Here is a 24,529-nt window from a genome sequence, read left to right as displayed (position 1 = left end):
CTCCGAAGAGTACGACGCTGCAGAGCAACCTTGCCTACATGCATAGAAACGAGTCCTGCAAGTCCTTGATTCCGAATGTTGTGCAAATCCGAAGGCGCACCAGGGCAGGCGTAGCCGATCGGTCAGAATTGCATGGATACGCCAATCGTCGGGATGATCATGTTGGTTGTAGAGCGACGGACATCCGGATTGTCGGGGTCGTAGCCTTCGCTCACATACAGATACTCAGCTTCGCGACCAAGTACATACTGAAAGCCAAGATTCAGGTAAATGCCTCGGAAAGGGGTTTCTGCGTTTGGTGGAGCGCGAAGCAATCGGATGTCGGTGCCCGCTCCGGCGCCCCCGCTTAGCGTGAAGTCATCGAAGTTGCGCGAGCTGGCGATCTCTTCGCGTTCACGCCGCTCATCCTGCACCCTTGTATCAGTGAAGAGGTACTTGAATCCAAAGAGCCCTTCAAGGTAAGGGCGAACCATCCCTTCGTCAGGCTGCATCCGAAATACGAGATGGGGCTGTACAATGCTACTTGTCGTAATAACATCGACCCGAACGGCCCCCCCAACGGTTTCGCTAAACGGTACGTTGCGGGTGCTACGTCCGAATGTGAAAAACGAAAAGTCGAGGCCAATCCCAAAAGGGGAGCCCGCAAATGCGGCGCCGATGTACGCATTGATCCCGTAACCGAGGTTCTCCACGTTCTGGTTAAACGCGCCAGTGGGAACGCCCAGTGCAAACCCCAGGCTGCCCTGTGCTGTCACCGGCGACTCGGTGGTCTCCTGCGACTGGGCGTGCACAGGAACCGTAGCGGTGAGCGCTAAAACGCATAAAACAAGTGCAAGGGATGCGAAACGTTGTATCATGTTGATATAGCAAGCGTGAGTACAAAGGGGTTTCCGGAAAATACTGCTCTACGTTACAATGCTTAAAAGGTACGCTGATAGAGCTGCAAAAGTAACATAGTAGAGAACGGGCAGATAAGCTACATGGCCAATAAGCTATACAAGCAATGAGCGTGAGCGCGCCTGAACGGATGCATCCGATAGAACCCAGCAGAACCCGGGGCAAGGGGGGCACTAAACGATGCGCAATGCATCGCCCGCTCCGGACACCAGATTCGATTGGGGGAGGTAGTCCGTTCTTCAGGAGGGGCCCGAGTAGGGCTGTTACGCTACCGGCTACAGGACTCGCCCGCCATAAAAAAGATGCCTCGTGGCGTGTGGTTTATCTTTTGCATCCACCAAAAAAATACGGTGCGAGCTACTTCACTTTAGGCGAAAACGCGGGCGATGTGCGGACATCCTTTCCGGGACGTACGGGTAGATCCGTAGGCAAAACAGAGAAAAGAGTACAGTGTCATCAGTTCCACCGTCTGCTATATCGAATGCATTGCACCTATGGTACAGCCTCCCTATGTTAGGGAGCGTAATCGCCACGGATACTGCGTGGGTTTGGCTTCAAGACGGGCGCAGATGAAGCCAGACGCGCGCATCCCCCAAATTTTTAGCAGACCCCACAGACGTATGCAATGCAAGAGGATAGGGCTGGTGCTGCTTGCAGCGGTCGGCCTCCTGGGCTGGATGGCCGTCGACACGCTGCACGCACAGGATCAGCCGCACGTATTTCAAGGAGCTACGCTGTACCCAACCAGCAGCGAACCCATTGATGAAGGCGATCTCGTTATTCACCAGGGCGAGATCGTTGCGGTTGGACCGACAGGCACGGTCGAGATACCGGCGGATGCGGTCGCGATCGACGCGTCGGGCCAGGTCATCATGCCGGGACTTATTGACACGCACTCGCACATCGGCGGCGTATCAGGCGGAGACGGCTCTGACGCGCTCCACCCGGACGTGCGCACCATTGATGGGATCGACGTACGGAATTCGGGCATCATGCGAGCGCGGGCAGGTGGCATCACGACAGTGAACGTGCTGTCGGGTTCAGGCCACCTGATGAGCGGGCAGACGACCCATCTCAAGCTGCGCGACGGCCGCATCATTGACGACCTGCTTCTCTGTTATGACGATGCGCCGGAGATCTGTGGCGGGATGAAGATGGCCAACGGCACGAATCCGCAGCGGAGCGCAGCGCCCTTCCCGGGCACACGCGCCAAAGCCGCCGCACAGGCCCGTGAGCTGTTTCTGGAGGCTGAAGCCTATCGCGAGCAGCTTGATGCGGGCGAAGCGCCCGACCGCGACCTGCGCATGGAGGCGCTTGTTGAGGTGCTCAACGGCGACCGGATTGTGCACTTCCACACGCATCGCCACGACGATATCATCACGATTCTGCGTCTGCAGGAAGAATTCGGGTTCGAGGTCGTCCTGCACCACGTCAGTGAAGGCTGGCGCGTAGCCGACGAAATCGCCGAGGCGGGGGTGCCGGCTTCAATTATCACGCTCGACTCGCCGGGTGGTAAGCACGAAGCGGCCAAGCTCTACTTCAAAAACGGACGCGTGCTTAGCGAGGCAGGGGTAGACGTATCGTACCACACCGACGATCCGATTACCGACTCGCGGCTCTTCCTGCGCTCGCCTGCTATTGGCGTGCGTGCTGGCATGGACCGTGCCGCGGCGCTTGAGTCCGTCACACTGGCGGGCGCGCGCCAGTTGAGACTCGAAGACCGCATCGGCTCGCTGGAGTCCGGAAAAGACGCCGACTTCATCCTGCTCTCTGGCGACCCATTGAGCGTCTACACCCGCGTTAACGAGACGTGGATCGAAGGCGCGCGCGTCTTCGACCGCTCCAACCCCGACGACGACGCCTACTTTACGGGCGGCTACCGCATCTTCGATGGCACCATGCACCATGTCCATGACATCCATGAGTAACCTACCTTGTAACACCGCATTAAACGACTTCACGTTTTGGGGGATGCGTGGCGCAGCTGCGCTTCTCGTAGGGCTCCTTGCGTGGGTGGCAGTTGCTGCGCCGCTGTCGGCTCAGGTCGCCGTGCGCGCCGATACCGTCTACACCATGAACGGCGATCCGATCGTGGATGGAGTCGTGCTCATTGAAGGGCGCACCATCACAGACGTAGGCCCGGCCGACGCGGTCACTATTCCTGCGGGAGCTACGGTCTATGAGGGGACCGTTGCCCTGCCTGGCCTGGTCGATCCTCGGGGTACCGTGGGGCTGAGCGGCATCTACAACGTCGAATCTGATCAGGACCATCTCGACACGTCGGCTCCGATGCAGCCTGAGCTTCGCGCTATCGACGCCTATAACGCGAAGGAAGAGCTGGTCGAGTTTGTGCGCGACCAGGGCATCACCACCGTACACACCGGGCACGGTCCGGGGGCGCTCATCAGCGGGCAGATGGGCACGTTCAAGACAACCGGCGCCACCGCCGACGCGGCTGCACTGGAAGCGTTCTCAGCGCTTGCGATGACGCTCGGGCCGGCTGCCTCGCAGCAGTTCAGCTCGCCGGGTACTCGTGCCAAAGGGGCCGCCATGCTTCGCGATATGCTGCTGCAGGCAGAGCGCTTTCAAGCTCAGGATGAGGAGGAGCGCGGACGCAATATAGGCATGGAGACCTTGGGCCGTGCTCTCGATGGAGAGGTGCCTGTCTTTATTCAGGCGCACCGCAGCCACGACATCCTCACAGCGATACGCATTGCCGAGGAGTTTGGGCTCGACCTCGTGCTAGAAGGGGCCGCTGAGGCCCACCTCGTTGTCGATGAGATCGCGTCAGCCGGTGTCCCCGTCGTGTTGCATCCGCCCATGATCCGTCCGTTTGGGGCGGCTGAGAATGCGCAGCTTACGACCGCCGCGCAGCTCCACGAGGCAGGCATCCCTGTCGCTATCCAGAGCGGATACGAGGCCTACGTGCCCAAGACACGGATCGTGCTCTTCGAGGCAGCCATCGCTGCAGCAAACGGGCTACCCCGCGATGCTGCGCTTGCGAGTATCACGCGTACAGCGGCTGATCTCATCGGGCAGGGCGACACCATTGGCACGCTCGAACCCGGAAAGCACGGCGATGTGGTTCTCTATAACGGCGATCCGTTTGAGTATGTGACCAATGCCTGTACCGTGATCATCGAAGGCAACGTGGTCAAAGAAGACGGCTGTCCGTAACTCCAGTAGCAACGCCGCTTGGACGGGCATCTATGCGGATACGGTCTTTCGGTAGTGGATAGACGCTAAGTGGTAAAACTAAGGGGCATCGCACCCTCTTTTTGTTCGAACCCCCTCTCCCTGCGGGTGTCTCCCCCTTTTCCAAGGGAGAGATGTCGACAGACAGAGGGGGTTGAGTGGACGACGATGATGTAGCCGACATCACAATCACTTACCATTGAACCACTACCGGTCTTCCTATGCTGTATACGCCGCAGTAGGGCGTGCCCCAGCGGCGCGCCCTACACGCGCTTACGCCCAGAACGCACCCGCCTGGAACGCATCCGCTCAACGATTCCACGTACTCACCGACCTAACCAATTATGTTTCGTGCTCTACTGCTTCACGACACCGACGACGGGGTAACCCCTCGGCTCGACGAATGCTCAGAAGGCGACCTGCCACCTGGTGACACGCATGTGCGCGTCCTGTATTCGAGCATCAACTACAAAGACGCGCTGGCCGTGTCGAACCGGGCACCGATCATTCGGGGTGACTTTCCGATTGCTCCCGGCATTGATCTGGTGGGGGAGGTGCTCTTCAGCACCAGCGACCGGTGGGAGGCAGGCGACCGCGTGGTCGGCACCGGATGGGGCCTTGGCGAGAACGTGTGGGGGGGCTACACCGAAGAGGTGCGGGTACAGGCTGATCAGCTTGTTGCGCTCCCCGAAGGCCTCTCCCCGCAGCAGTCGATGGTGATTGGCACCGCCGGGGTCACCGCTATGCTTTCGGTGATGGCGCTCGAAGACCATGGGCTTACGCCCGAGGGCGGCGAGGTGGCCGTGACGGGCGCGTCGGGCGGAGCCGGGAGCATGGCCGTTGCACTACTGGCTCGGGCGGGATACGAAGCCGTCGCCTCAACTGGAAGCGAAAATGCGCACGCTTACCTCAGGACCCTCGGAGCCAGCCGCATCGTGCATCGAGACGCGTTTAGCGGAGGGCCATCGCGTCCGATGGAGTCCGGGCAGTGGGCCGGAGCCGTCGATGCAGTTGGAGGAGATACGCTGGCTACGCTCATTGCGCAGCTGAAGCGGCATGCGAGCGTGGCTTCATTCGGAAACGCAGGTGGACACGAGCTGCATACGACAGTGCTCCCCTTTATTCTGCGTGGCGTAAACCTGCTGGGCATCGACTCGAACACGTGTCCGAACGATCGCCGCCGCGCGGCATGGGCCCGTCTTGACGCCCTGCTCACCGATGAGCTGCTGGAGCGTATGACGTACGAGGTCGTGAACCTCGGCGACGTGCCTGAGGCCGTCCACGAAGTGCTCGACGGCGCCTCGCGCGGACGCATCGTGGTCGATGTGCAGGGCGGGTAACGATCAGGAGTAACGCGTAAGGGTAACGCGTAAGGGTAACGCGTAAGGGTAACGCGCAGGATTCATGAGCAGCGCAGCTTTCTCTGGCGCAGCTTTCTCTGGCGCAGCTGCCCGGCACGTTCAAGGTCAACTGGAGACGAAGATCGTCCTTTCGCGAACTGCGTGCAGCCAGTAGGGGAAGAGCGCTACGGACCCGCATCCACATTGGGTGTAGTAGCGACGGGGGCCTTCGCCTGAGCGATACCGGGCCAGCGGGCAGGCAATAGGCGGGGCGAGATGGCGACGCATTGGCCGTGGAGGCACGCCGGCTGCGTATCCCTCCTGCACCTCCTGTCCTGCACCTCTTCCTGCACCTCTTGAAGACAGGCACGTGGTGTGGGCCTGGTGCGCTGGCTGGCATGCCCTGTAACAGGAACGTAGCCTTGCATGGCTCAGTACACTACACTTGAAAACGCACCCCCTTATATTGCATCTGGATGTATTGCATCTGAATACAGGATGGAAGCGCTTTCACCCTTTCGTATCTTCTCATCATCAACCGTTTAGCCTGGTATGCCTGATCCTTCTACCGCAGCGGCCCCTGCTGCTACAGAGCCCGAAGACTTTCTGCCGATTCAGGGCACCGACTATGTCGAATTTTACGTAGGCAACGCCCGGCAAGCGGCGTTCCATTACGCGTATCTGTTTGGTTTCGACATCGTCGGGTATCGCGGCCCCGAAACCGGTCATCGCGAGGCGGCCAGCTATCTGCTTCAGCAGAATAAGATTCGTTTTGTGCTGACTACCGCGATGCACCCCGATTCGATGATTGCGGAGCACGTGCACAAGCACGGCGACGGCGTGCGCGACATTGCCCTCTGGGTTGACGATGCGACCAAGGCGTTCGAGGAGGCGACCGCACGCGGTGCGGTGCCGGTGCAAGAGCCCCACGAGTTGTCGGACGACGAGGGTGCGGTTGTGCACGCGGCCATCGGTACCTACGGCGACACGATCCACTCGTTTATCGAGCGGGATGCGTACGACGGTCTCTTTCTGCCCGGCTTTGAGCGCTGGGAGAACCCCGACTGGCAGCACCCCGGTCCGGTTGGCCTGAAGTACGTGGACCACTGCGTAGGGAACGTGCGCCGTGGCGAAATGGACAAGTACGTGCAGTACTATGCCGACACGATGGGCTTTTACAACATGCTGCAGTTCACCGACAAAGACATTTCGACGGAGTACTCTGCGCTGATGTCGAAGGTGATGGCCAACGGCAATGAGCGCATCAAATTCCCGATCAACGAGCCGGCTGATGGGAAGAAGAAGAGCCAGATTGAGGAGTACCTGGAGTTCTACAATGGGCCGGGTGTGCAGCACGTGGCGATGGCGACCGACGACATTATCAGTACGGTAGCGGAGCTGCGCAGACGCGGCGTGCAGTTTCTCGACATTCCGGATAACTACTACGACAAGGAGGTGCTGCGCGAGCGCGTAGGCGATATTGACGAGCAGATTGATCAGCTGCAGAAGCTTGACATCCTGGTCGATCGCGACCCGGAAGGGTACCTGTTGCAGATCTTCACGAAGCCGGTGCAAGACCGTCCCACTGTCTTTTACGAGATCATTCAGCGCAAGGGGGCGCGTACCTTTGGCGAAGGCAACTTCAAGGCGCTCTTTGAAGCGATTGAACGCGAACAGGACCGTCGCGGTAACCTGTAGCATTGTCCTCCGAATCCGAAATCCTCCAATCCAACACCCCAAATCATCATGCCCCACTACACTCGCATGGGCGAGGTGCCCGACAAGCGCCACGTCCAGTTTCGCCGTCCCGATGGAGAGCTCTACACCGAAGAGGTGATTGGTGCTGAGGGGTTTAGCGGCATCTCATCGATCGCCTATCATATCCATCCGCCTACGCTGGTGGAGAAGGTCGATGACCCGGTTGAGTATGGCATTACCTACGCCGACGACGAGGCGCTGAAGCACCGCCACATTGAGGGGTTCAACCTGGAACCTGGGGGCGACTGGCTTTCGGGGCGTACGTACATCATGGGCAACCAGGATGTACAGCTGGCGCTCTGCCGTCCGACCGATGCCATGGAAGGCTATTTCTACCGCAATGCGGCTGCTGATGAGGTGGTCTACGTGCACGAAGGCGCGGGTACGCTCGAAACGCCGCTCGGCAATGTAGACTTCACGGATGGCGATTACGTGCATGTGCCACGCACGCTGGCGCATCGCTGGTCGTTCGAAAACGATGTGCAGCCGCGCCTGCTGGTGATCGAGTCGAACTCGGGTGTGCAGTTTCCGAGCAAGTACATGAACGAGTTCGGGCAGCTCTTAGAGCGGAGTCCGTTCCACGAGCGCGACGTGCGTCCGCCCACCGAGCTTAACGTGATCGACGAGGAGGGGCCGTTCGAGCTGCGCATCAAGAAGCACGGAAAGATCCATTCCTACTGGATGCGCTATCACCCGTTCGACGTGGTAGGATGGGATGGCTACATGTATCCGTATGCGATCTCAATTCACGACTTCGAGCCGATTACGGGCCGCATCCACCAGCCGCCGCCGGTGCACCAGATGTTCGAGGCACGCAACTTCGTGATCTGCTCGTTCGTGCCGCGCCTGTTCGACTACCACCCGAAGTCTATTCCGGCGCCATACAACCACTCGAATATCGACTCAGACGAGGTGCTGTTCTATGCAGAAGGCGACTTCATGAGCCGGAAAGGCATTTCGCGCGCATCGTTTTCGCTGCATCCGGGCGGCATTCCGCACGGGCCGCATCCGGGCTCTACCGAGGCTTCGATCGGTAAAGAGGGAACCGAAGAGCTGGCCGTGATGGTTGACACGTTCCGTCCGCTCAAGCTTACGCAGGCCGCGCTCGACTTGGAAGACACCGGCTACATGGACTCGTGGAAGCCAGAGCTGCATGCGGGCGGGGATGGACAAGCCCGCACAGAGGAGCCTGCGCAGCCGTAGGGTCGAAGACCCAGGTTACCCAGGTTTGTAGATTCAAGTTTTGCAGACAACAGGGCAGGAGCGCTGCTCATCTGTATACTGCATAAGAAAGCCCGGAGGCCTTTCACGGCCTCCGGGCTTTTCTTGCGTTGGTAGTAGGTTTTGCGTAGCACGCGTTCCGCGTGGGGCCATGCTACGTCGTGCCGCTGTTACGAAGCGGGCTTCTGGATGGCCGTAACGAGCATCGTGCCCTGGCCGTCCATGATGCGGAGGCGAAAGCTCTGGCCCTCCTCGACTGAAGCGTAGACCTCTGCGAAGGCCTCAACCGAGGGCGTAGGCTGCCCAGCGGCCTGCACGATGAGCTGGCGGGGCTGAAGACCGGCGTCGCGCACAGCCGGGTTGCGCACGTCTACGCGCTCGATTAGTACAGCGCCGTCGAGGTCGAGTCCGAGCTGTTCGAGATCACTTTCGGATACGGTTGAGAGCGAGAGCCCGAGTTCCTCCTGCAGCATTTCGGCTGATGAATCGCCCGGACTACCGGAGTCCGACGGATCAGCATCGGCAACGGCCTCGTCGTCCTCAAATCCGCCAAGTGTGACGTCCATAGTCATCGTTTCGCCATCGCGGTTAATCGTCACCTCAACGGTATCGCCGGGCTGCTTAGCTCCGATGATGTTGCTGATCTGCAGCGCATCATCGAGCTCCTGACCGTCAATGGCCGTGATGAGATCGCCGGCTTCGAGTCCGGCTTCCTCGGCTGCGGTGCCGTCCATCACTTCACTAACCTGTGCGGTACCGCGCGGGAGGTTCTCGCTGCGAATGAGCGACTGGCTGGCACCCATGTACTGCACGCCGAGACGGGCGCGCTGCACGCTGCCCCGCTCAATAAGCTGATCGGTGACGCGCTTCACCGTGTTTGAAGGGATCGCAAAGCCGATTCCCTGAAACTGACCGGTGCGCGTTGCAATGGCTGTATTGATGCCTACGAGACGCCCTTCAAGGTTTACAAGTGGCCCGCCCGAGTTACCGGGATTGATGGAGGCATCGGTCTGGATGAAGTTCTGCACGCCGTAGTCTTGCTGGCCGGAAGGCTGCAGCCGGCCCTTTGCGCTCACGATGCCAGCCGTAACGGAGTTGCTGAGCCGCTCGTTCAGAGGTGATCCAAAGGCCATAACCCACTGGCCGGGACGAATCTCTTCGGAGTCGCCAAAGCTTATTTCGCGCAGGTTGTCAGCATCAATCTTGATTATAGCAAGATCGCTGAAGTCGTCGGTACCTACGACCTCGGCATCATACACCTCCCCATTGAACAGGCGTACGCGGAGTTCGTCGGCTCCCTCTACGACATGGTTGTTTGTGATGATGTGCCCGTCGGCGCGTGCAACGACGCCCGATCCAAGCCCTTGCTGGCGGAACTGCTGCCCGTCACCGTTGCCAGGGGGGCGCCCGAAGAAGTCCTCGAAGGGGGTGCCTTGAAAAGGGCTGCGGCGCTCTTGCACACGCGCGGCGCGAATCTGCACCACAGCGGGATTCACCGACTCAGCAACATCCATGAACGCCTGCTCCAACGAGATAGCGCGCTCGAACCCATCGCTATTGCTGATCGCGGTTGTGCCGCCTGGGCCTGAGGCACGGCTTTCGGTGCCTACGCTGTCGCCCAGACCAAAGAGGTTGGCTCCGGCGGTCGTAAAGAGCACGCCGGCAATGAATGCAGCTGCCAGGAGGACAGCTACCGATGCTTTTCCTTTAGCACTCATGAATGGCTCGGAATTGGTACATGAAAACAACTCTGTCAGTTACAACGGATGCATATGTACGGCCTGCCGTTCTACACGTGTGTGAGCTATACGAGCTATACGTATGTGAGGGGGCAAGAAGAACATCTGCACCACATGGAAAACAACGTGTGAAGCCACGGTTTCGTATAGATGCGTATACATATGTAATCGTTTGGCGCTTATCACGTTTGAAGCCAGCTAAAGTCCCTCCATGGCTGCGGTCTACACATGGTAGCCGAAACGCCCCGTGCCGACACAGGGCGGGGGCCCGGCGTCGGCACGGTGTGGAGAGAGCACGCGTTAAGCGTACATACCCGGTCTGTTACGCTGTTACGCTGCAGGATACGTAGCGCCTGTGGGCGCGCGCAATGGCAATGTCCGTCTCTGTCTATGCTATTATGTGTTAGGCTATGTGGCCATGTGGTTAGGCTGTGTGGCTTGTCTACCTACGTTTGTTACTCACCAGGCACGCCAGGCTCGGTCATCGCGCGAATATCCAGGTAATCGTTGAGCTCCTCTTCGCTCAGCAAGTCCATCTCCTGCACCACCGTACGCACGGTTTTGCCCTCTTTGACCGCTTTCTTTGCGACTTCAGAGGCTTTATCGTAGCCAATGGCACTGTTCAGGGCGGTGGCAATGGATGGATTGAGCTCAAGCAGCTCCTGGCAGCGTGCGCGGTTGGCTTCGATGCCCGTCACGCACTTCTCCGTAAAGGCGGTGACGCTTCCGGTGAGGATGGAGATGCTCTCAAGCATGGCATGGGCCATAACCGGCATCATCACGTTTAGCTCGAAGTTGCCGTGCTGTCCGCCTACAGTGATAGTGGTGTGGTTACCCATCACGCGAGACGCAGCCATCATCACTTGTTCGCTCTGCACGGGGTTTACTTTGCCCGGCATGATCGACGAGCCCGGCTGAATCGTTGGCAGCGTGATCTCGGCAATGCCACTGGTTGGACCACTCGACAGGAGCCGCAGGTCGTTGGCGATCTTGAGCAGCGCCGTGGCAGTCGTGTTTAGAGCGCTGTGAGCCTGCACATACGCGTCCTTGCCGGCCTGTTCGGCAAAGTGGTTGCTCGTCTCTTCGAACGGGACCCCGGTGAGTCCGCTAATGTGGGCAATGGCGCGCTCGGGAAACTCGGTGTGCCGGTTGAGTCCTGACCCGGTGGCGGTGCCGCCCAGCGCCACCTCGGTAAGCTCATCGGCCCCTTGCTGCACACGTGCGATGCATTTCTGCACCTGCGCGGCGTACCCTCCGAACTCCTGACCGAGCCGGATCGGCGTAGCATCCATCAGGTGCGTGCGGCCGCTCTTGAGCACATCGTCGAACGCCTCGGCCCGGTCGAGCAGGGCACTGTGCAGCTTAGCAAGGGCTGGCACAAGCTCGTCGAGCAGGGCCGTGCGAGCGGCCACGTGCATGGCGGTGGGAATCACGTCGTTCGACGACTGCGACATGTTTACGTCGTCGTTCGGGTGAACGGCTTTGCTGCCTCGTTCGGCACCAAGCATCTCGGAGGCCTGATTCGCAATGACCTCGTTGGCGTTCATGTTGGTTGATGTGCCGCTTCCGGTCTGAAAGATGTCGAGCACAAACTCGTCGTCGAGCAGGCCTGCAATGACGTCGTGGCCAGCCTGCTCAATGGCAGCAGCCTTGTCGTCGTTAAGCAGCTCCAGTTCGTTGTTAGCACGGGCTGCAGCGACCTTGACGATTCCCAGTGCGCGAATGAAGGCACGCGGAAAGCGGAGGTCGCTGACAGGGAAGTTGTCGCGGGCGCGCTGTGTCTGAGCGCCGTAAAGCGCATCCGACGGCACCTCGACGGCACCCAGTGAGTCGTGTTCGGTGCGAAAATCATCAGCCATGGCGTATCTGGAGAATGTGGAAGTAGAACGAGCAAACTAGAGTGATTGTCTGTACGGTAAAAGATAGCCGATAGCACGCGATGCTGCGCGCATCCAAAAGAAAGATTTGGTCATTTATGGAAGCGGTGCCAAACGGCCAAATGCAGTACAATAGCAGTATAATGGCAGTGCAGTGGGCAGCAACTGGCCGAAGCATGCATTACAGCACTGAATGCTCCATACATTTGCAGTGATCGTGTGGTGATCGTAATAAGGCGTTATGCCGAGTGTTGCGCGTCATGCTTGCGTCCGTTAGATTACAACGCCCGGTACAGCCGGGGGCCCACCCGCCTATTTCTTTCCTTGTAAGTTCTGGTTCTTCATGAATGTTATCACCGACGTGTCGGCTATGCAGGCGTGGTCTGACATGCAGCATAGAGATGAGCGTACGGTCGCGCTCGTGCCGACCATGGGAGCGCTCCATCAAGGACACCTGGCGCTGGTCGAAGAGGCGCAGGAGCAGGCGGATGCGGTGGTCGTGTCCATTTTTGTGAATCCCACGCAGTTTGCTCCCGACGAAGACTATGAGGCATACCCACGTACGCTGCAAGCAGACCGCGAGGCACTTGAAGCATATGACGGGGTGGAAGCGATTTTTGCACCGACGGTTGAGGCCATGTATCCGTTCGGGGCGTCGACCACCGAAGACCCCTACATATCGGTCGATGTGCACACGCTGAACGACCACCTCTGTGGCAGGTACCGTCCGGGGCATTTCGAAGGCGTCGTAACAGTCGTAACCAAGCTGCTTAACGCGAGCAAACCCGATGTGGCGGTATTTGGGCGGAAGGATGCCCAGCAACTCGTCATCCTGAAGCATCTGGTGCGTGCCTTGCGGTTTGATGTCGACGTGGTGGGCGTACCTACGGTGCGTGAATCTGATGGACTCGCATGCTCCTCGCGCAACGCGTACCTCAGCGAGGCCGAGCGTGCTGAGGCGCCGTGCGTCTACACAGCAATTCAAGCCGGAGTGCGGGCGATTGAAGGTGGGGAACAGCAGGTAGATGCTGTGGTTCGAGCGATGCGAAAACCGCTCTCCGCAGCGGAGCATGCACGCATCCAATACACGTCTGTCGTTGATGCGGAAACGCTTCAACCCAAAACTCAGTTGCATGCAAACGACGATGTACTAATCGCTGCTGCCGTGTTCTTTGGCGATACACGGCTCATTGACAACGCCTTTGTACGCGTCCCCTCTTCGTTGTAAGCTGACTGACTGCTTTCTTTCTGATGACCATCACGATGTTCAAGGCGAAGCTGCACCGGCTTCGTGTTACCGAAGCTGACCTGTACTATGAGGGCTCCATCACCATCGATCGGGAGCTGTTGGATGCGGCGGGTATTCTACCGCATGAAAAGGTTCAGGTGGTGAACGTTAACAACGGCGCCCGTCTTGAAACATACACCATCGCCGATGAACCCGGATCGCGCACCGTGTGTCTGAACGGTCCGGCTGCGCGACTTGCGGCCAAAGGCGACCAGGTTATCGTGATTGCGTACGCCGAAATGACGCCCGAAGAGGCGGAAGCCCACACGCCCAACGTGGTCCTCGTTGGCGAAAATAACGATCCCAAAGAGCAGATCGAGGCCGAGCAGCCGGGTACCGTGCGCGACGATATGCTGATTGCGTAACGGTCTGCCTAGCAGGCGATGGCATCAGTCCGTGGCATCGGGCGGTGGAACGTATCCACGCCCGTGCGACGAGCTCTACAGGGACACCACAGGGACACCACAGGTGCGATCTGCAGGATGCAAATTTCTGTATGCAGGTCTCTACCAGTTACTTTCGCGCATTCTTTGGTGGATTCAAGAACGCCCCTTTCCTACGTTGGAAGCACATTCGCTGAAACCGCTTCCAACTAATCGACGCTATGTCTTTTTCTACCACTGCTGTTGTTGGCGCCGGTACCATGGGAAATGGTATCGCCCATGTGCTTGCTCTAAACGGGCTTGACGTTACGCTTATCGATGTAAGCGAAGACGCTCTCGACAAAGGGACCGACACCATTGCAGCAAATCTTGCGCGCCAGGTCAAAAAAGAGCGCATCACCGCAGACGAGCGTGAGGCTACGCTCGACCGCATCCGCACGCACACCGACCTCGCAGAAGGCGTAGCTGATGTCGATCTCGTTATCGAAGCTGTGACGGAGACGACGGAGGTGAAGGGGCCCATCTTTGAAACGCTTGATGAGGCTGCGCCTGACCATGCGATTCTGGCGTCGAACACGTCGTCGATCTCCATTACATGGCTGGCCGCACAGACCAGCCGCCCTGAGCAAGTCATCGGCATGCACTTCTTCAACCCGGTGCCTGTCATGAAGCTGGTGGAGGTCGTACGCGGTCTTGAAACGAGCGAAGGTACGCACGACGCGGTCCAGGCGCTCGCCGAAGATCTCGGCAAAACCCCGGTCGAAGTAAATGACGCTCCCGGGTTTGTCTCCAATCGCGTACTGATGCCGATGATAAACGAGGCGGTGTTCTGTCTGATGGAGGGCGTGGCCAGCGAAGAGGACATCGACACGGTCATGACGCTCGGCATGAATCATCCGATGGGCCCCCTCACGCTGGCTGACTTCATCGGGCTCGATGTGTGTCTTGGCATCATGGAAGTGCTGCACGGCGAACTGGGCGACGACAAGTACCGTCCGTGCCCACTGCTCCGCAAAAAAGTGACCGCCGGTCATCTCGGGCGTAAGTCCGGACAGGGCTTCTACACCTATGACGGTTAAAGCGGCCTACGAGGACGTACCTGTTGCGGTGCCAAAATTGTACGATGCCCGAAGCCCGGGGCTGTCCCCTTGACAGCCCCGGGCTTTTAAACGTTTAAGGCGGCTTTTATGCCGGACTTTGTGCTGCTATATCGGTCTCGGTATTTTGAGATGAACGAATATCTGAAAGCAGGAGCGCTGGGCCAGTGGTAGGTTGAACCAAGGTGGAAAAGGAATCAGGACGCGCCACAGTTCAGCGCCATAGTCCAGGGCGAGGGCTCAGCGCCACAGCTCGGCGGCAAGCGCCCAGAGTCGTCGGAGCAAGGAAGGGGCGAGCATCCACACAAGCATTGTGTAGAGAAAGGCGCCTGAACCAATCGCCAGCGTGACCCAGAGGCCAAGCGCGAGATCGGGCAGCAGGATCATACGGGCCGCCACGAGTCCCGTAGCCATGACGATAGCTGCTGTGGCCGGCGCGGCGATGTTGCGCAGGTACGTGCGTACCCGAACGTTGATGAGGCGGCGGAGCATCCACAGTTCGAGGGGGGCCAGTACGTAGCCACGAATCACGAACGCTGCAGCTACGGCGACGATGCCGAACTGCACGGCGATCGTGTATGCAACGACATTGGCTACCGCGTTAAGCGCGTTTAAGGCAAGCCGCCACGACGGCTTATTGCATGCCAGAAGCACCGCTGGATTGAAGTAGAAGAGCGCGTGCAGCGTCCCGATGAGAGCGAGCACCTGAAAGACGTGGGCGCTCTCGGGCACCCACTGCGTGCCAAACACCAGCTCGATGAGCGATGGGGCGATCGCCGCGGCACCCAGAAACGCCGGAAACGCCACCACGCTGGCGGTCTGCGTGCCCTTGTAGAAGGCTTCCCGCATCTGGTCGCGGCGGTGCTGAAGCTTCGAAAACGTTGAAAAGGCGACCGATGACACCGTTTGCGTAACGAGGTCGACCCCGGCGGTGTACAGCTTGTAGGCTACGTCGTAGAATCCGAGTGCCGTGGGCCCCAGCACATAGCCGATGATGAGGTTGTCGGCCCGGCGGTTCACATAATCGAGCAGGTTGGAACCGACGAGGTGAATGCCAAACGAGAAGAGATCTACAAAGTGGCGCCGGGTAATCGTGCGTCCGGGGCGCCACGGACTGGCTGTCCACAGTACGACGACGGCGGCTGTGCGCTCAGCGAGGAACCATCCAACCAGGCTCCACACGCCCCAGCCGTAGAGAGCCATACTTACGCCAACGATGCCGCCGGTCAGGCTCGCGACAAACTCTCGGATGGCGAGCACGCGGTACTGCATCCGCCGTTCAAAGAGCGCCTGTTGTACCCCAGCCAGCGCTGCGAGCAGAAAAGCCGGGGCCAGCGCCTGAATGACGGGAGCCAGGAGCGGGGTGCTGAAGAGATCTGCAATGGGGGCGGCCAGTGGAAGGCTCGCCAGCATCAGCACCACGCTGCCGACCAGATTGACTACAAACGCAGTATCGAGATGCCCGGCCTCCAGTTCATCGCGCTGGATGATTGCAGCGGCAAACCCTTGGTCAACGAGTACGCGCAGCAGGGCGATGTACGTGCCCGCAAGCGCCAGCACGCCAAACGCCTCCGGATCGAGCAGCTGAGCCAGCACCGCAAACACCACAAACGTGATGAGGCGGCTCCCCCAATTCTGCACGGCCGACCACGCCACGCCCCGAAGCGCACGGTCGCGCAGATTCGACCACGAGCTATCCACGCGTTTGCAGCACCTGACGATACAGGTCGATGGTGCGCTCAGCCAGCACGTCCCAGCCGAACAGGTCGAGCGGAGCCTCGCTGTCGCGCGGCGTATGCATCGCCCAGTTGAGCCCTTCAGAGAGCTTCGACGCCAGGAGGCGTCCGTCAAACGTATGCACCCACTGCGAGCCTACGTACTCCTGCAGTTCGCGCATCGCGCCGCGGGCAGGCACCATGACCGGACGGTTAAACGAGAGCGCCAGCAGTGCTGCGCCTGAGTGCAGGACGTTGTCGTAGGGCAGGGCAACCAGGTCGGTCGCAGCCATGTAGGTGGGAACCAGATCGGGCGGAATGAAGCGCAGGTCGAGTCGCACCCGCGGGTCGGAGGCGGCGACGTACTGTAGCGACTCGCGAAGCGAGGAATCGACCGGGTTGCCGGCGACAACAAGCCGCGCCTTCGGACGGTCCATCGTTTTGAATGCACGGATGAGCCGTCCTACGTTCTTGTACGGGCGGATGCGACCGATGTACAAGATCACGGGCATGTCGGATTCTAACCCGAGGGCTTCGCGCCCCTCAGCACGAGAAATCGGGTCCGGGTAGGCCGCTCGGTAGTGGCCGTGTGGCACGACCTTCGAGGGGATCTCATTGAGCATCGGGTGCTGCGCCCGCGCCATCTCGCGCCCCGTAGCGCTGAGGCTGATGAAGCCATCTACCTGCGGAATGAAGCCGTTCCAGAAGATGCGCTCCAGTAACGGGTGGTAGTTGTCGTGCGGGCCCAGGTCGTGGACCGTCCACACGATGCGGGTGCCGCGTATCCGTGCCCAGGCCATCAGGGCCAGCACGGCGCTCATCATTCCAGCAGCACGTGCGGTAGAAGGGTAGCTGAGGACGTCATCGGGCCAGTGCATATGCCACAGGTCGTAGCGTCCTTTCAGGGCACGCTCGGGCGTAAACTCGTGCACGTCTACGCCCTGCGCTTCCAGCGCGTCGCTAAGCAACCGGTTGTACGGGTTGCCCGTGGTGTTGGCGTATGCCGGCCAGGCCAGAATCTTCATGGAGCTCGAAAACAGATGAGTAGAGCAGTGGGGCGCTGCAGGGTGCTGCGAGAAGTACCACACAGCGTTCTGCAACTTCGATCTTGCATCGCTTAAACGCAAGCCGCTTGTGCGCCCCAGCTCTGATTTGTGATGAGTGTTCACCTGTAGAGAGGATCGCGGGGGCCTCTGCTGGCGGATCAGATGAAGTGCCTCTGTTCTACACCGATGTGTTACGCTGCAGCGCTTTCGGAGAGGGCAGACGCACGAGCCGGTTGGAATCCCTGGCTGCGCAGGGCATCCTTGCCGCGCACTGTCAGATCGGTGATAAAAGGAAACTGGTCGCGAGGGTCGACCGGATACGCTTTCAGCCGGTAGTGGGTACCCCACGGTTTTTCCTGCACGACAACCGCGATGGGCTTTGTAACCTGCAAGTAGGGGCTGGTCAGGGCTACATCATGGAGTAATTGTCGGGCGTGGACGGCTGAGTGGTCTGGATCCAGGTAGAAGTTGGCCACGCACTGTAGGTTCTGGGTGCCGTTGTTACCGTTGTAAATTAGCTCCGTCCAGAGCTTTTGATGAGGCACTACCACAACCGTGTCGTCGGGCGTGATCATTTTCATGGATCGCATTCCAACCGACTGGACCTCACCGTAGCCGCTCCCGACAGATACCCAGTCTCCGGGGCGGTAAGCGGCTTCGTATACAACGACGATCCCGGCGATCAGGCTGCTTGCGTAGTCCTTCAGCGCGAAGCCGAGTGCCAGGCCAGCAGCTCCCAGAAATGCTACAAGATTCTCGAATGTAGGATCGATCACGATAGGAACAATCAAGCCGATTGTCACCACCAGGATCACGAGTCGGAAGAGGGGTACCGTGGCCAGCACAGGAAGGCGATAGCGCCCGGGTACCTGTTCGGCAAAACGAGGCACAAACCGCTGGATCAGCAGCGTAAGGCCGACGGCCGCAGCAACGATCAATATAATCCCGAGGACGCTTTCCCATCCGACGTCGCGAAGCATACCTACCGCATCTGAGCCCATTGCAGCAATCAGGGTGAGGAGAAAGAGTTACGTGGCGTGTGGGTCGGGGAGGTACGCGTCCTTGCGTAGCATGTCGCATGCTGCGGCATAGCCGACGGGTGTAAGATGCCACTCGGCGCCTCTCTGTGTGATGATGCCCGCGGTGTGCATGTGATGCAGGCGGTGGCGCACAGCGTACGGATTCATCGGGAGGAGCGGGCAGAGCTGATCTGCAGATAGCCCACCATGCAGAAGGAGCGCATGTAAGACAAAGGTATCACGCTGCGTGGCATCATGCGAGAGCTTTGGGTGCTCTGCATCGCTCCAGGGGGGGACCCATATGATCGGCCTCGGCTCTGACTTGGGATCTGGCGCGCGCCCTATCTTTTCTGCTGTTTGTTCTGCGTCTTCTGTGTTTAGCGGCAAGGCGTCGGCCGGTGTGAGCAGGCTCTGGCGCCACAAGAGCCATGCAATATTCGGGTCGCCCTGGCTGTAGGCAGCTAACATGCGCAGATAGGGGCTGGGGGCCTCATCACCAGATACGTCGGTACTGGTGCTATGCTCTCTTTCATGCCGTTCAGGAAGCACTGGAGAGTCTCGATCTGCCATGTGGAAAGAAACTGGAGGGGCACCATCTGGGCGGTTCAATTCAGCAAGGGTGCGGAACCACCGGGCGAGCATGTTGGCGGAGAAGGGCTTCAAGACGAAGCAGTGAGGGATTGCTCCGGCCCACACCTGCTGAAGGTAGGTCCAAGCATGTGGATCACAGCCGATGATTCCTCGACCAAGAGAGCCCCCAGTCCAGTGGTCAAGTAGTCGACGCACAAAAGCGAGTCCGCTCGGGGTCCGTATGTAACATCGCTCCAGACGTGGAAGGACCCAGGGTGTTTGGCTGTTTGCCCGCTCGATAAACCAGCTTTCGACTGCTTCAGCGGACTGCATAATGTGGGGCCGTGGTACCGGGGCGATGGTCGTCCATGTATGGACCTCGGCCCAAAGCTTTAGAAGAGGAGGCGCATTGTGGTAACCCGGCATGAGTACAAGAGCCGGTACGTCATCGGAGCCGGTTGTCCATGGTCTGAGGGCAGTATCAAGTGCTGACACTGCCTCAGACCAGTCCGGTGGGGGCGCGATGCGGTCCAACAAGGCGTCTGGAGCGGGGCGGAGCCTGTTCTCTTCGGGCAGCGCCTGAAGGGCTTTGTCGCTGTTAGAGCTCGTCTCACTACCCGTCCATAAGCGCGAAAGCGCCTCTGGCAACGTACGGATCCATGTCCGCAGCACCGAGACCCCCTCTTGCACACGCATATCCATCGAGGAATCAGGGCGGGCGATGGAATCTGGCGAGACAAACGCCCATATCGACTCCGAATCTGATGACTCAGGGATAGCCACTGCTATATTTGGAAGGGGGGTATATAGACAACCTGTGCACAGATTTATTCAAACCGCGATATGGCTCTGTCGAGAGCGTCGTCGAGCGCCTCCCAAGCATCCGCTGCACCTGCTCGTATATCGTTCCAGGCATCACCGCTCGCATCTTGCAGCTCACTGACTTTTTGCTCAAGTGTCTCCCGATTTGATTTTAACGTTTGGAGTTGCTCTTGGTACTCTGCGCGTGCTTCCATGTCGGTCGCTTCAAGCTTGGTCTCCAGCTCATCAATTTTTTCGTTCCACTCGTCGAGCTTCGACTTGAGCTTTTGGGTGTATTCCTTACGGGTAGTCATAGTCAGTTTAGCTCGTTTGAAGAAAAGGTTGAGCAAATAAAATGCAACTGAGGTGCCACACCCATATGTGAATCACTTGTTTCATGCATACAGATGTTCGGTCGTGTTAAACGCATAGCCTTGCGCAATCATGGGGCAGAGAATGAGCGTCTCTTCCGTTCACTCCTCCAGTCACCACGGCAACATGCGGAGTTGGTGCTATCCGTAGCCGGGGCGCACTACTTCCGTAAACCACTTCCGTAAATCACTTCCGTAAAAAGAAAGCCGGTTCGTATCCCCCAAACACAAAAAGCCTCTGCCAGGGCAGGCAGAGGCTTTGCTGTATAGCGTATGCAGTGCGTACAGCATGTAGCGCGTTATACGCAGCGCCTTACAGATCCAGCTCAACAGGCACGCCGCCCTCGGGCTGGTGCACCGTGATCGTGTCGTCGATCTGGGTGATGTGCTCGGCCATCCAGGCGCGGGCATCGGGCTCGCCATGCACGAGGATAACTTCGCGGGGGGCCATCCGTTTTACGACCTCCAGCAGCTCGTCGCGGTTGCTATGACCCGAGAACCGGAAGTCGTCGACCGTGCAGCGTACAGACTGCGAGCCGTGGTCGGGGTTTAGCACCACCTCGGTGCCGTTGCCCTGCTCCGCGGCCTCAAGCAGGCGGGCAGCCGGCGAGCCTTCTTTGGAGTAGCCCACCATCAGAATGGCGTTCTTCTCGTCTTCGACCAGGCGCCGCCCGATCAGGTTCGACAGCGTGGGCTCGAACATCATGCCGCTGCTAAGCACGTGAATCGCAGGCCCTTCGAGCGCTTTCGCCTTGCGCTTCTCGCTCCGGGGCAGGCGCTTCTGATCCACGCCAAACACCCGAAAGTCCGAATCCACTCGGGGCGTAGAGGTGCGTGTCTGGTCGTAGAGGTCGGCAATGGCGCGCATCGATCCGGCGGTGTAGACCGGCACGTCGTCGTCGATCTTGCCCTCATGTTTCAGGCGGTCGATCACAGCAAGGGTCTCCTGCGCACGGCCCATCACAAACACCGGGATGAGCGCCGTTCCTCCGCGCTCCAGCGTCTTCTGCAGCGTCGCCGTAAACTTCTCAAGCTCCTCCGGGCGACTCGTCTGCGCCGCTTCGGGGTCGTTACCGGCGGTCGACTCCAGAATCAGCACGTCTGCAGCGTCGGGGTAGTTGGCTCCGGGTAAGATCGACTGCGAGGTCAGCTTCGTGTCGCTGGTATAGAAGACGCGTTTGGCATCGTCTCCGGCGCCGATCGTTAGCTCCACGCCTACGCCGCCGAGGATGTGCCCGGCGGTGTAGAAGCGCGCTGTAATCTCTGCATCCCCCTTCAGCCCCGTTACCTTGAAGGGCTTCTGCAGGTCGTGCGTCAGGTAGAGGTGACCGAGCGGATCGACCTCGTCTTCGGTGAAGAGCGGGTCGGCCTGGGTGCTGCCTTCGCGCACGCGCCGCCGCTGCAGGCGGGCCGAGGCCGGCAGCAGAAACTCCAGCAGCCGACGCGTGGCATCGGTCATGTGGGTCATGATGTGCGGGAACTCGCGGTAGAGCACCGGCACGGCTCCCATGTGGTCGTGGTGCGCATGCGTAACAAAGGCATGATCCACGAACCGGTCGGCGGTGTTGTGGACCAGGTCAAAGTTGGGGAGCGACTCCTTCCCTTCTTTGCGCGGGTCTACCCCCGCATCCAGCAAAAGCCCGGTGCCGTTAATGCCCAGGTAATGACAACTCGCGGCGATGTCATCGGTATCGCCAAGCGCTACAAATTCCATAAGAGATCAGGTGCAGTACGACAAAAGCAGACAATCCCACTGCGCCGCGCAACGGCTGCGCAGCAGGAAACGGATGGCAACGAGCAGAACGAGAAGCTAGGCCACTTCAGCGGCAAGCTCCTCCTGGTAGGCGTTCCAGTCATCGAGGAAGCGCTGCAGTCCGCGGTCGGTCAGCGGATGCTCCAGCAGCTTCTGAATGGTGCCGAACGGAATCGTGGCGACATCGGCACCGGCCAGTGCAGCTTCTTTCACGTGCATCGGGTGGCGAATCGACGCAGCCAGAATCTCCGTCTGGAAGCCGTAGTTCGCGTAGATCTGCACGATCTCCTCAATCAGTTGCATGCCGTTCGACGAGATGTCGTCGATGCGCCCGATGAACGGACTGATGTACGTGGCTCCTGCCTTGGCAGCCAGCAGCGCCTGCATCGGCGAGAAGCAGAGCGTGCAGTTCGTCCGAATGCCTTCGTCAGAGAGCGCCCGAATCGCTTTGATGCCCTCACGAATAAGCGGCACCTTCACGACCACGTTCTCGTGCAGCTGCGCCAGCTCGTGCGCCTCTGTCATGATGCCCGCAAAGTCCGTCGCCGTAACCTCAGCCGACACATCGCCGTCCACGATGTCGCAGATCTCCTGCACCCGCTCGTGAAAGTCGATGTTGCCCTCTTTCTTAACGAGCGACGGGTTCGTCGTTACGCCGTCAAGCACGCCCAGGTCGTTGGCCTCGCGGATCTCTTCGAGGTTGGCGGTGTCAATAAAAAATTTCATGGTTCAGGTAGGAGTTCGTGATGGAAACGGTCGTGAATGGTTGTCAATATGCAGTGTGTGCATAGCAATGCTAATATGAACATTTCAACATAGAGTTCGTCATCAGCACATCCACCTGCATTATTCCCAGAGGTTTGTTCAGTTCAGACCCTTAGAGCCTGTTTTGATTTCTTAATTTGGGCTCCGAGCGGCGGCGCTGGACTGGGGCCGAAGGTCATGCCCCTGGTGCAAATTGCCCCCGACGTCGGCCCGTAGCCCCGGCTACGAACCTCCATCGTGGTCCAATTTTCGCCTCAGCGGCGCTCGCTCTCGCCTACAAACCCAAACCAAACAGGCTCTTACAGGGAAGCATTCAGGGGAATGCGGGGCGCCATCGCCTCGCTGCCTGCTTCGGCACAACTGCGTGGGCACGTTCGTACGTACAACGTTCGCTCTCGTAGGCGCACCGCCTACGCTCTCTTCCCGGTCTGATCACGCTTCGATGAGTTCGTTCCCGCCCGACTACCACGACGCCCCCGACCCGCTTCCCGATGCCGTGCTGCAACGCGCCATAGAGGCCCTGCATCCCCACGCCGAGGCATCGCTGCAGCGCAACGTGCCGCTTGCGCCCTACACCACCTTCAAGATCGGCGGCCCTGCCGATCTCTTCTGGGAGGTGCACTCGGCCGATGAGCTCGCTACCGCGCTCCAGATTGCCCGCACCCTCGACGTGCCGCACCACGTGCTGGGCACGGGCGCAAATCTCGTGATTGGCGACTATGGCGTGCGTGGACTCGTCATCCGCAACGCAGCCAACGGGCTGCAGATCGACCGCGATGCGCACCAGCTCCGTGTCGGAAGCGGCGCCACCATGTACCCCGACGTCATCCATGCCGCGGTCGATGCCGGACTGTCGGGACTGGAGCACTACGTGGGCATCCCTTCGACCGTCGGAGGGGCGCTCTGGCAAAACCTGCACTTTCTGTCGCCAGCGCCCGAGCGCAAGCGCACCATGTTCATCGAAGAGGTGGTGCATGCGGCCGACATCCTCACCGAAGAGGGGGAGCGCCGCACCGTAGGCGTAGACTACTTCGATTATGACTACGACTATTCCATTCTGCACGACCGCAACGACATAGTGCTATCGGCTACGTTTCAGCTTGCGCCCGGCAGCCGCGAGCGGATGCGGCGCATCATGGAAGAGAACCTGGAGTGGCGCGCGCTACGTCACCCGCCCCTCGATACCGAGCCCAGCGTCGGTTCCATCTTCAAGAAGATCGAGGGCGTTGGTGCCGGGCGCCTGATCGATGGCTGCGAGCTCAAGGGGGTACGCGTCGGTATGGCAGAGGTGACGCATCGCCACGCGAACATCTTCGTGAACCGGGGTGGGGCCACGGCCGCTGATGTGTGCGCGTTGATTGCGCATGTGCAGCAGACCGTCGAGAAAGAGACGGGCTACCATCTCGATACTGAAATCACCTTCGTTGGGCAGTTCGCCCCGCCGTCGAGCAGCGATCCGTATCGTGTCCCCAAGCCCGAAGGCATTGTGACCGCCGCCGAGCGCGCGAAGATGGCTGCAGAATCGTAAAACAGATCGTAAAACAGATCGGCGGTATAGCTGCTGCCCATGCGCGTCGCATGTTAGGCAGGTACAAACACGTACAAAAGAGCCCCCGGCTCAGGGCCGGAGGCTCTTGTACGGTATAGCATTTGAGTAAGTCGGCGAAACTACGTTTACACCGTGTCATCGCGAG

19 protein-coding genes are annotated in these 24,529 nt (G+C 59.5%); 9 read left to right on the top strand and 10 right to left on the bottom strand.

All coding sequences use genetic code 11. The annotated features are described in order from the left end of the window. Positions 1 to 122: 122 nt before the first annotated feature. Positions 123 to 857, bottom strand: a complete 735-nt coding sequence (locus tag ACZ48V_RS11125; protein ID WP_464539147.1) for a hypothetical protein — start codon at positions 855 to 857, stop codon at positions 123 to 125. A 660-nt stretch (positions 858 to 1,517) separates the two neighbouring features. On the opposite strand from ACZ48V_RS11125, the gene ACZ48V_RS11120 reads away from it, so the two are divergent. The 5 genes from ACZ48V_RS11120 to ACZ48V_RS11100 all read left to right on the top strand — a co-directional run bounded on the left by ACZ48V_RS11120 (position 1,518) and on the right by ACZ48V_RS11100 (position 8,393). Next, positions 1,518 to 2,825, top strand: a complete 1,308-nt coding sequence (locus ACZ48V_RS11120) for an amidohydrolase family protein (RefSeq protein WP_464539145.1) — start codon at positions 1,518 to 1,520, stop codon at positions 2,823 to 2,825. Next, on the top strand, positions 2,818 to 4,074 hold the full coding sequence (locus ACZ48V_RS11115; protein WP_464539143.1) for an amidohydrolase family protein: 1,257 nt from the start codon (positions 2,818 to 2,820) through the stop codon (positions 4,072 to 4,074). The genes ACZ48V_RS11120 and ACZ48V_RS11115 overlap by 8 nt, the downstream gene beginning before the upstream one ends. A gap of 362 nt (positions 4,075 to 4,436) precedes the next feature. Continuing rightward, positions 4,437 to 5,432 carry an MDR family oxidoreductase gene (locus ACZ48V_RS11110; protein WP_464539141.1) on the top strand — a complete coding sequence of 332 codons (996 nt, stop codon included), beginning with the start codon at positions 4,437 to 4,439 and terminating at the stop codon, positions 5,430 to 5,432. Between the two features lie 552 nt (positions 5,433 to 5,984). After that, on the top strand, positions 5,985 to 7,130 hold the full coding sequence (hppD, locus tag ACZ48V_RS11105; RefSeq protein WP_464539139.1) for a 4-hydroxyphenylpyruvate dioxygenase: 1,146 nt from the start codon (positions 5,985 to 5,987) through the stop codon (positions 7,128 to 7,130). A gap of 48 nt (positions 7,131 to 7,178) precedes the next feature. After that, complete coding sequence (locus ACZ48V_RS11100; protein WP_464539137.1) at positions 7,179 to 8,393, top strand: homogentisate 1,2-dioxygenase; 1,215 nt, start codon at positions 7,179 to 7,181, stop codon at positions 8,391 to 8,393. A 188-nt stretch (positions 8,394 to 8,581) separates the two neighbouring features. Here the strand turns inward: ACZ48V_RS11100 and ACZ48V_RS11095 are convergent, their stop codons facing one another. Further along, positions 8,582 to 10,129, bottom strand: a complete 1,548-nt coding sequence (locus tag ACZ48V_RS11095; protein WP_464539135.1) for a trypsin-like peptidase domain-containing protein — start codon at positions 10,127 to 10,129, stop codon at positions 8,582 to 8,584. Positions 10,130 to 10,605: 476 nt separating this feature from the next. Further along, positions 10,606 to 12,009 carry a class II fumarate hydratase gene (locus tag ACZ48V_RS11090; protein WP_464539133.1) on the bottom strand — a complete coding sequence of 468 codons (1,404 nt, stop codon included), beginning with the start codon at positions 12,007 to 12,009 and terminating at the stop codon, positions 10,606 to 10,608. A gap of 361 nt (positions 12,010 to 12,370) precedes the next feature. On the opposite strand from ACZ48V_RS11090, the gene panC reads away from it, so the two are divergent. The 3 genes from panC (at position 12,371) to ACZ48V_RS11075 (ending at position 14,777) form a co-directional block, all read left to right on the top strand. Then, the gene (gene panC / locus ACZ48V_RS11085; RefSeq protein ID WP_464539132.1) at positions 12,371 to 13,255 is read left to right on the top strand and encodes a pantoate--beta-alanine ligase; all 885 of its coding nucleotides are present in this window, start codon (positions 12,371 to 12,373) and stop codon (positions 13,253 to 13,255) included. A 23-nt stretch (positions 13,256 to 13,278) separates the two neighbouring features. Then, positions 13,279 to 13,680, top strand: a complete 402-nt coding sequence (gene panD / locus ACZ48V_RS11080) for an aspartate 1-decarboxylase (protein WP_464539130.1) — start codon at positions 13,279 to 13,281, stop codon at positions 13,678 to 13,680. A 239-nt stretch (positions 13,681 to 13,919) separates the two neighbouring features. After that, complete coding sequence (locus tag ACZ48V_RS11075) at positions 13,920 to 14,777, top strand: 3-hydroxybutyryl-CoA dehydrogenase (protein ID WP_464539128.1); 858 nt, start codon at positions 13,920 to 13,922, stop codon at positions 14,775 to 14,777. Between the two features lie 258 nt (positions 14,778 to 15,035). Here ACZ48V_RS11075 and ACZ48V_RS11070 read toward each other — a convergent pair whose 3' ends face one another. The 7 genes from ACZ48V_RS11070 to fsa all read right to left on the bottom strand — a co-directional run bounded on the left by ACZ48V_RS11070 (position 15,036) and on the right by fsa (position 22,796). After that, positions 15,036 to 16,496 (bottom strand): lipopolysaccharide biosynthesis protein, encoded by a 1,461-nt coding sequence (locus ACZ48V_RS11070; RefSeq protein ID WP_464539126.1) that lies wholly within the window; start codon positions 16,494 to 16,496, stop codon positions 15,036 to 15,038. After that, positions 16,489 to 17,535: a glycosyltransferase family 4 protein gene (locus ACZ48V_RS11065; protein ID WP_464539124.1), complete on the bottom strand. Its 1,047-nt coding sequence runs from the start codon at positions 17,533 to 17,535 to the stop codon at positions 16,489 to 16,491. The genes ACZ48V_RS11070 and ACZ48V_RS11065 overlap by 8 nt, the downstream gene beginning before the upstream one ends. 212 nt (positions 17,536 to 17,747) lie before the next feature. Then, on the bottom strand, positions 17,748 to 18,536 hold the full coding sequence (locus ACZ48V_RS11060; RefSeq protein ID WP_464539122.1) for a mechanosensitive ion channel family protein: 789 nt from the start codon (positions 18,534 to 18,536) through the stop codon (positions 17,748 to 17,750). 48 nt (positions 18,537 to 18,584) lie between these two features. After that, positions 18,585 to 19,928: a hypothetical protein gene (locus ACZ48V_RS11055; RefSeq protein ID WP_464539120.1), complete on the bottom strand. Its 1,344-nt coding sequence runs from the start codon at positions 19,926 to 19,928 to the stop codon at positions 18,585 to 18,587. Positions 19,929 to 19,972: 44 nt separating this feature from the next. Further along, positions 19,973 to 20,260 carry a sll1863 family stress response protein gene (locus ACZ48V_RS11050; RefSeq protein WP_464539118.1) on the bottom strand — a complete coding sequence of 96 codons (288 nt, stop codon included), beginning with the start codon at positions 20,258 to 20,260 and terminating at the stop codon, positions 19,973 to 19,975. 370 nt (positions 20,261 to 20,630) lie between these two features. Further along, on the bottom strand, positions 20,631 to 22,031 hold the full coding sequence (locus ACZ48V_RS11045; protein WP_464539116.1) for an MBL fold metallo-hydrolase: 1,401 nt from the start codon (positions 22,029 to 22,031) through the stop codon (positions 20,631 to 20,633). A gap of 96 nt (positions 22,032 to 22,127) precedes the next feature. After that, entirely contained in the window at positions 22,128 to 22,796 is a 669-nt protein-coding gene (gene fsa, locus ACZ48V_RS11040; protein WP_464539114.1) for a fructose-6-phosphate aldolase, read from the bottom strand. 481 nt (positions 22,797 to 23,277) lie between these two features. On the opposite strand from fsa, the gene murB reads away from it, so the two are divergent. Continuing rightward, positions 23,278 to 24,363 (top strand): UDP-N-acetylmuramate dehydrogenase, encoded by a 1,086-nt coding sequence (murB, locus tag ACZ48V_RS11035; protein WP_464539112.1) that lies wholly within the window; start codon positions 23,278 to 23,280, stop codon positions 24,361 to 24,363. Positions 24,364 to 24,529 lie beyond the last annotated feature (166 nt).

The organism is Longimonas haloalkaliphila (genome assembly GCF_055379825.1).
The sequence above is the reverse complement of the archived record's forward strand: the minus strand, read 5'-3'. Positions and strand labels throughout refer to the sequence as shown.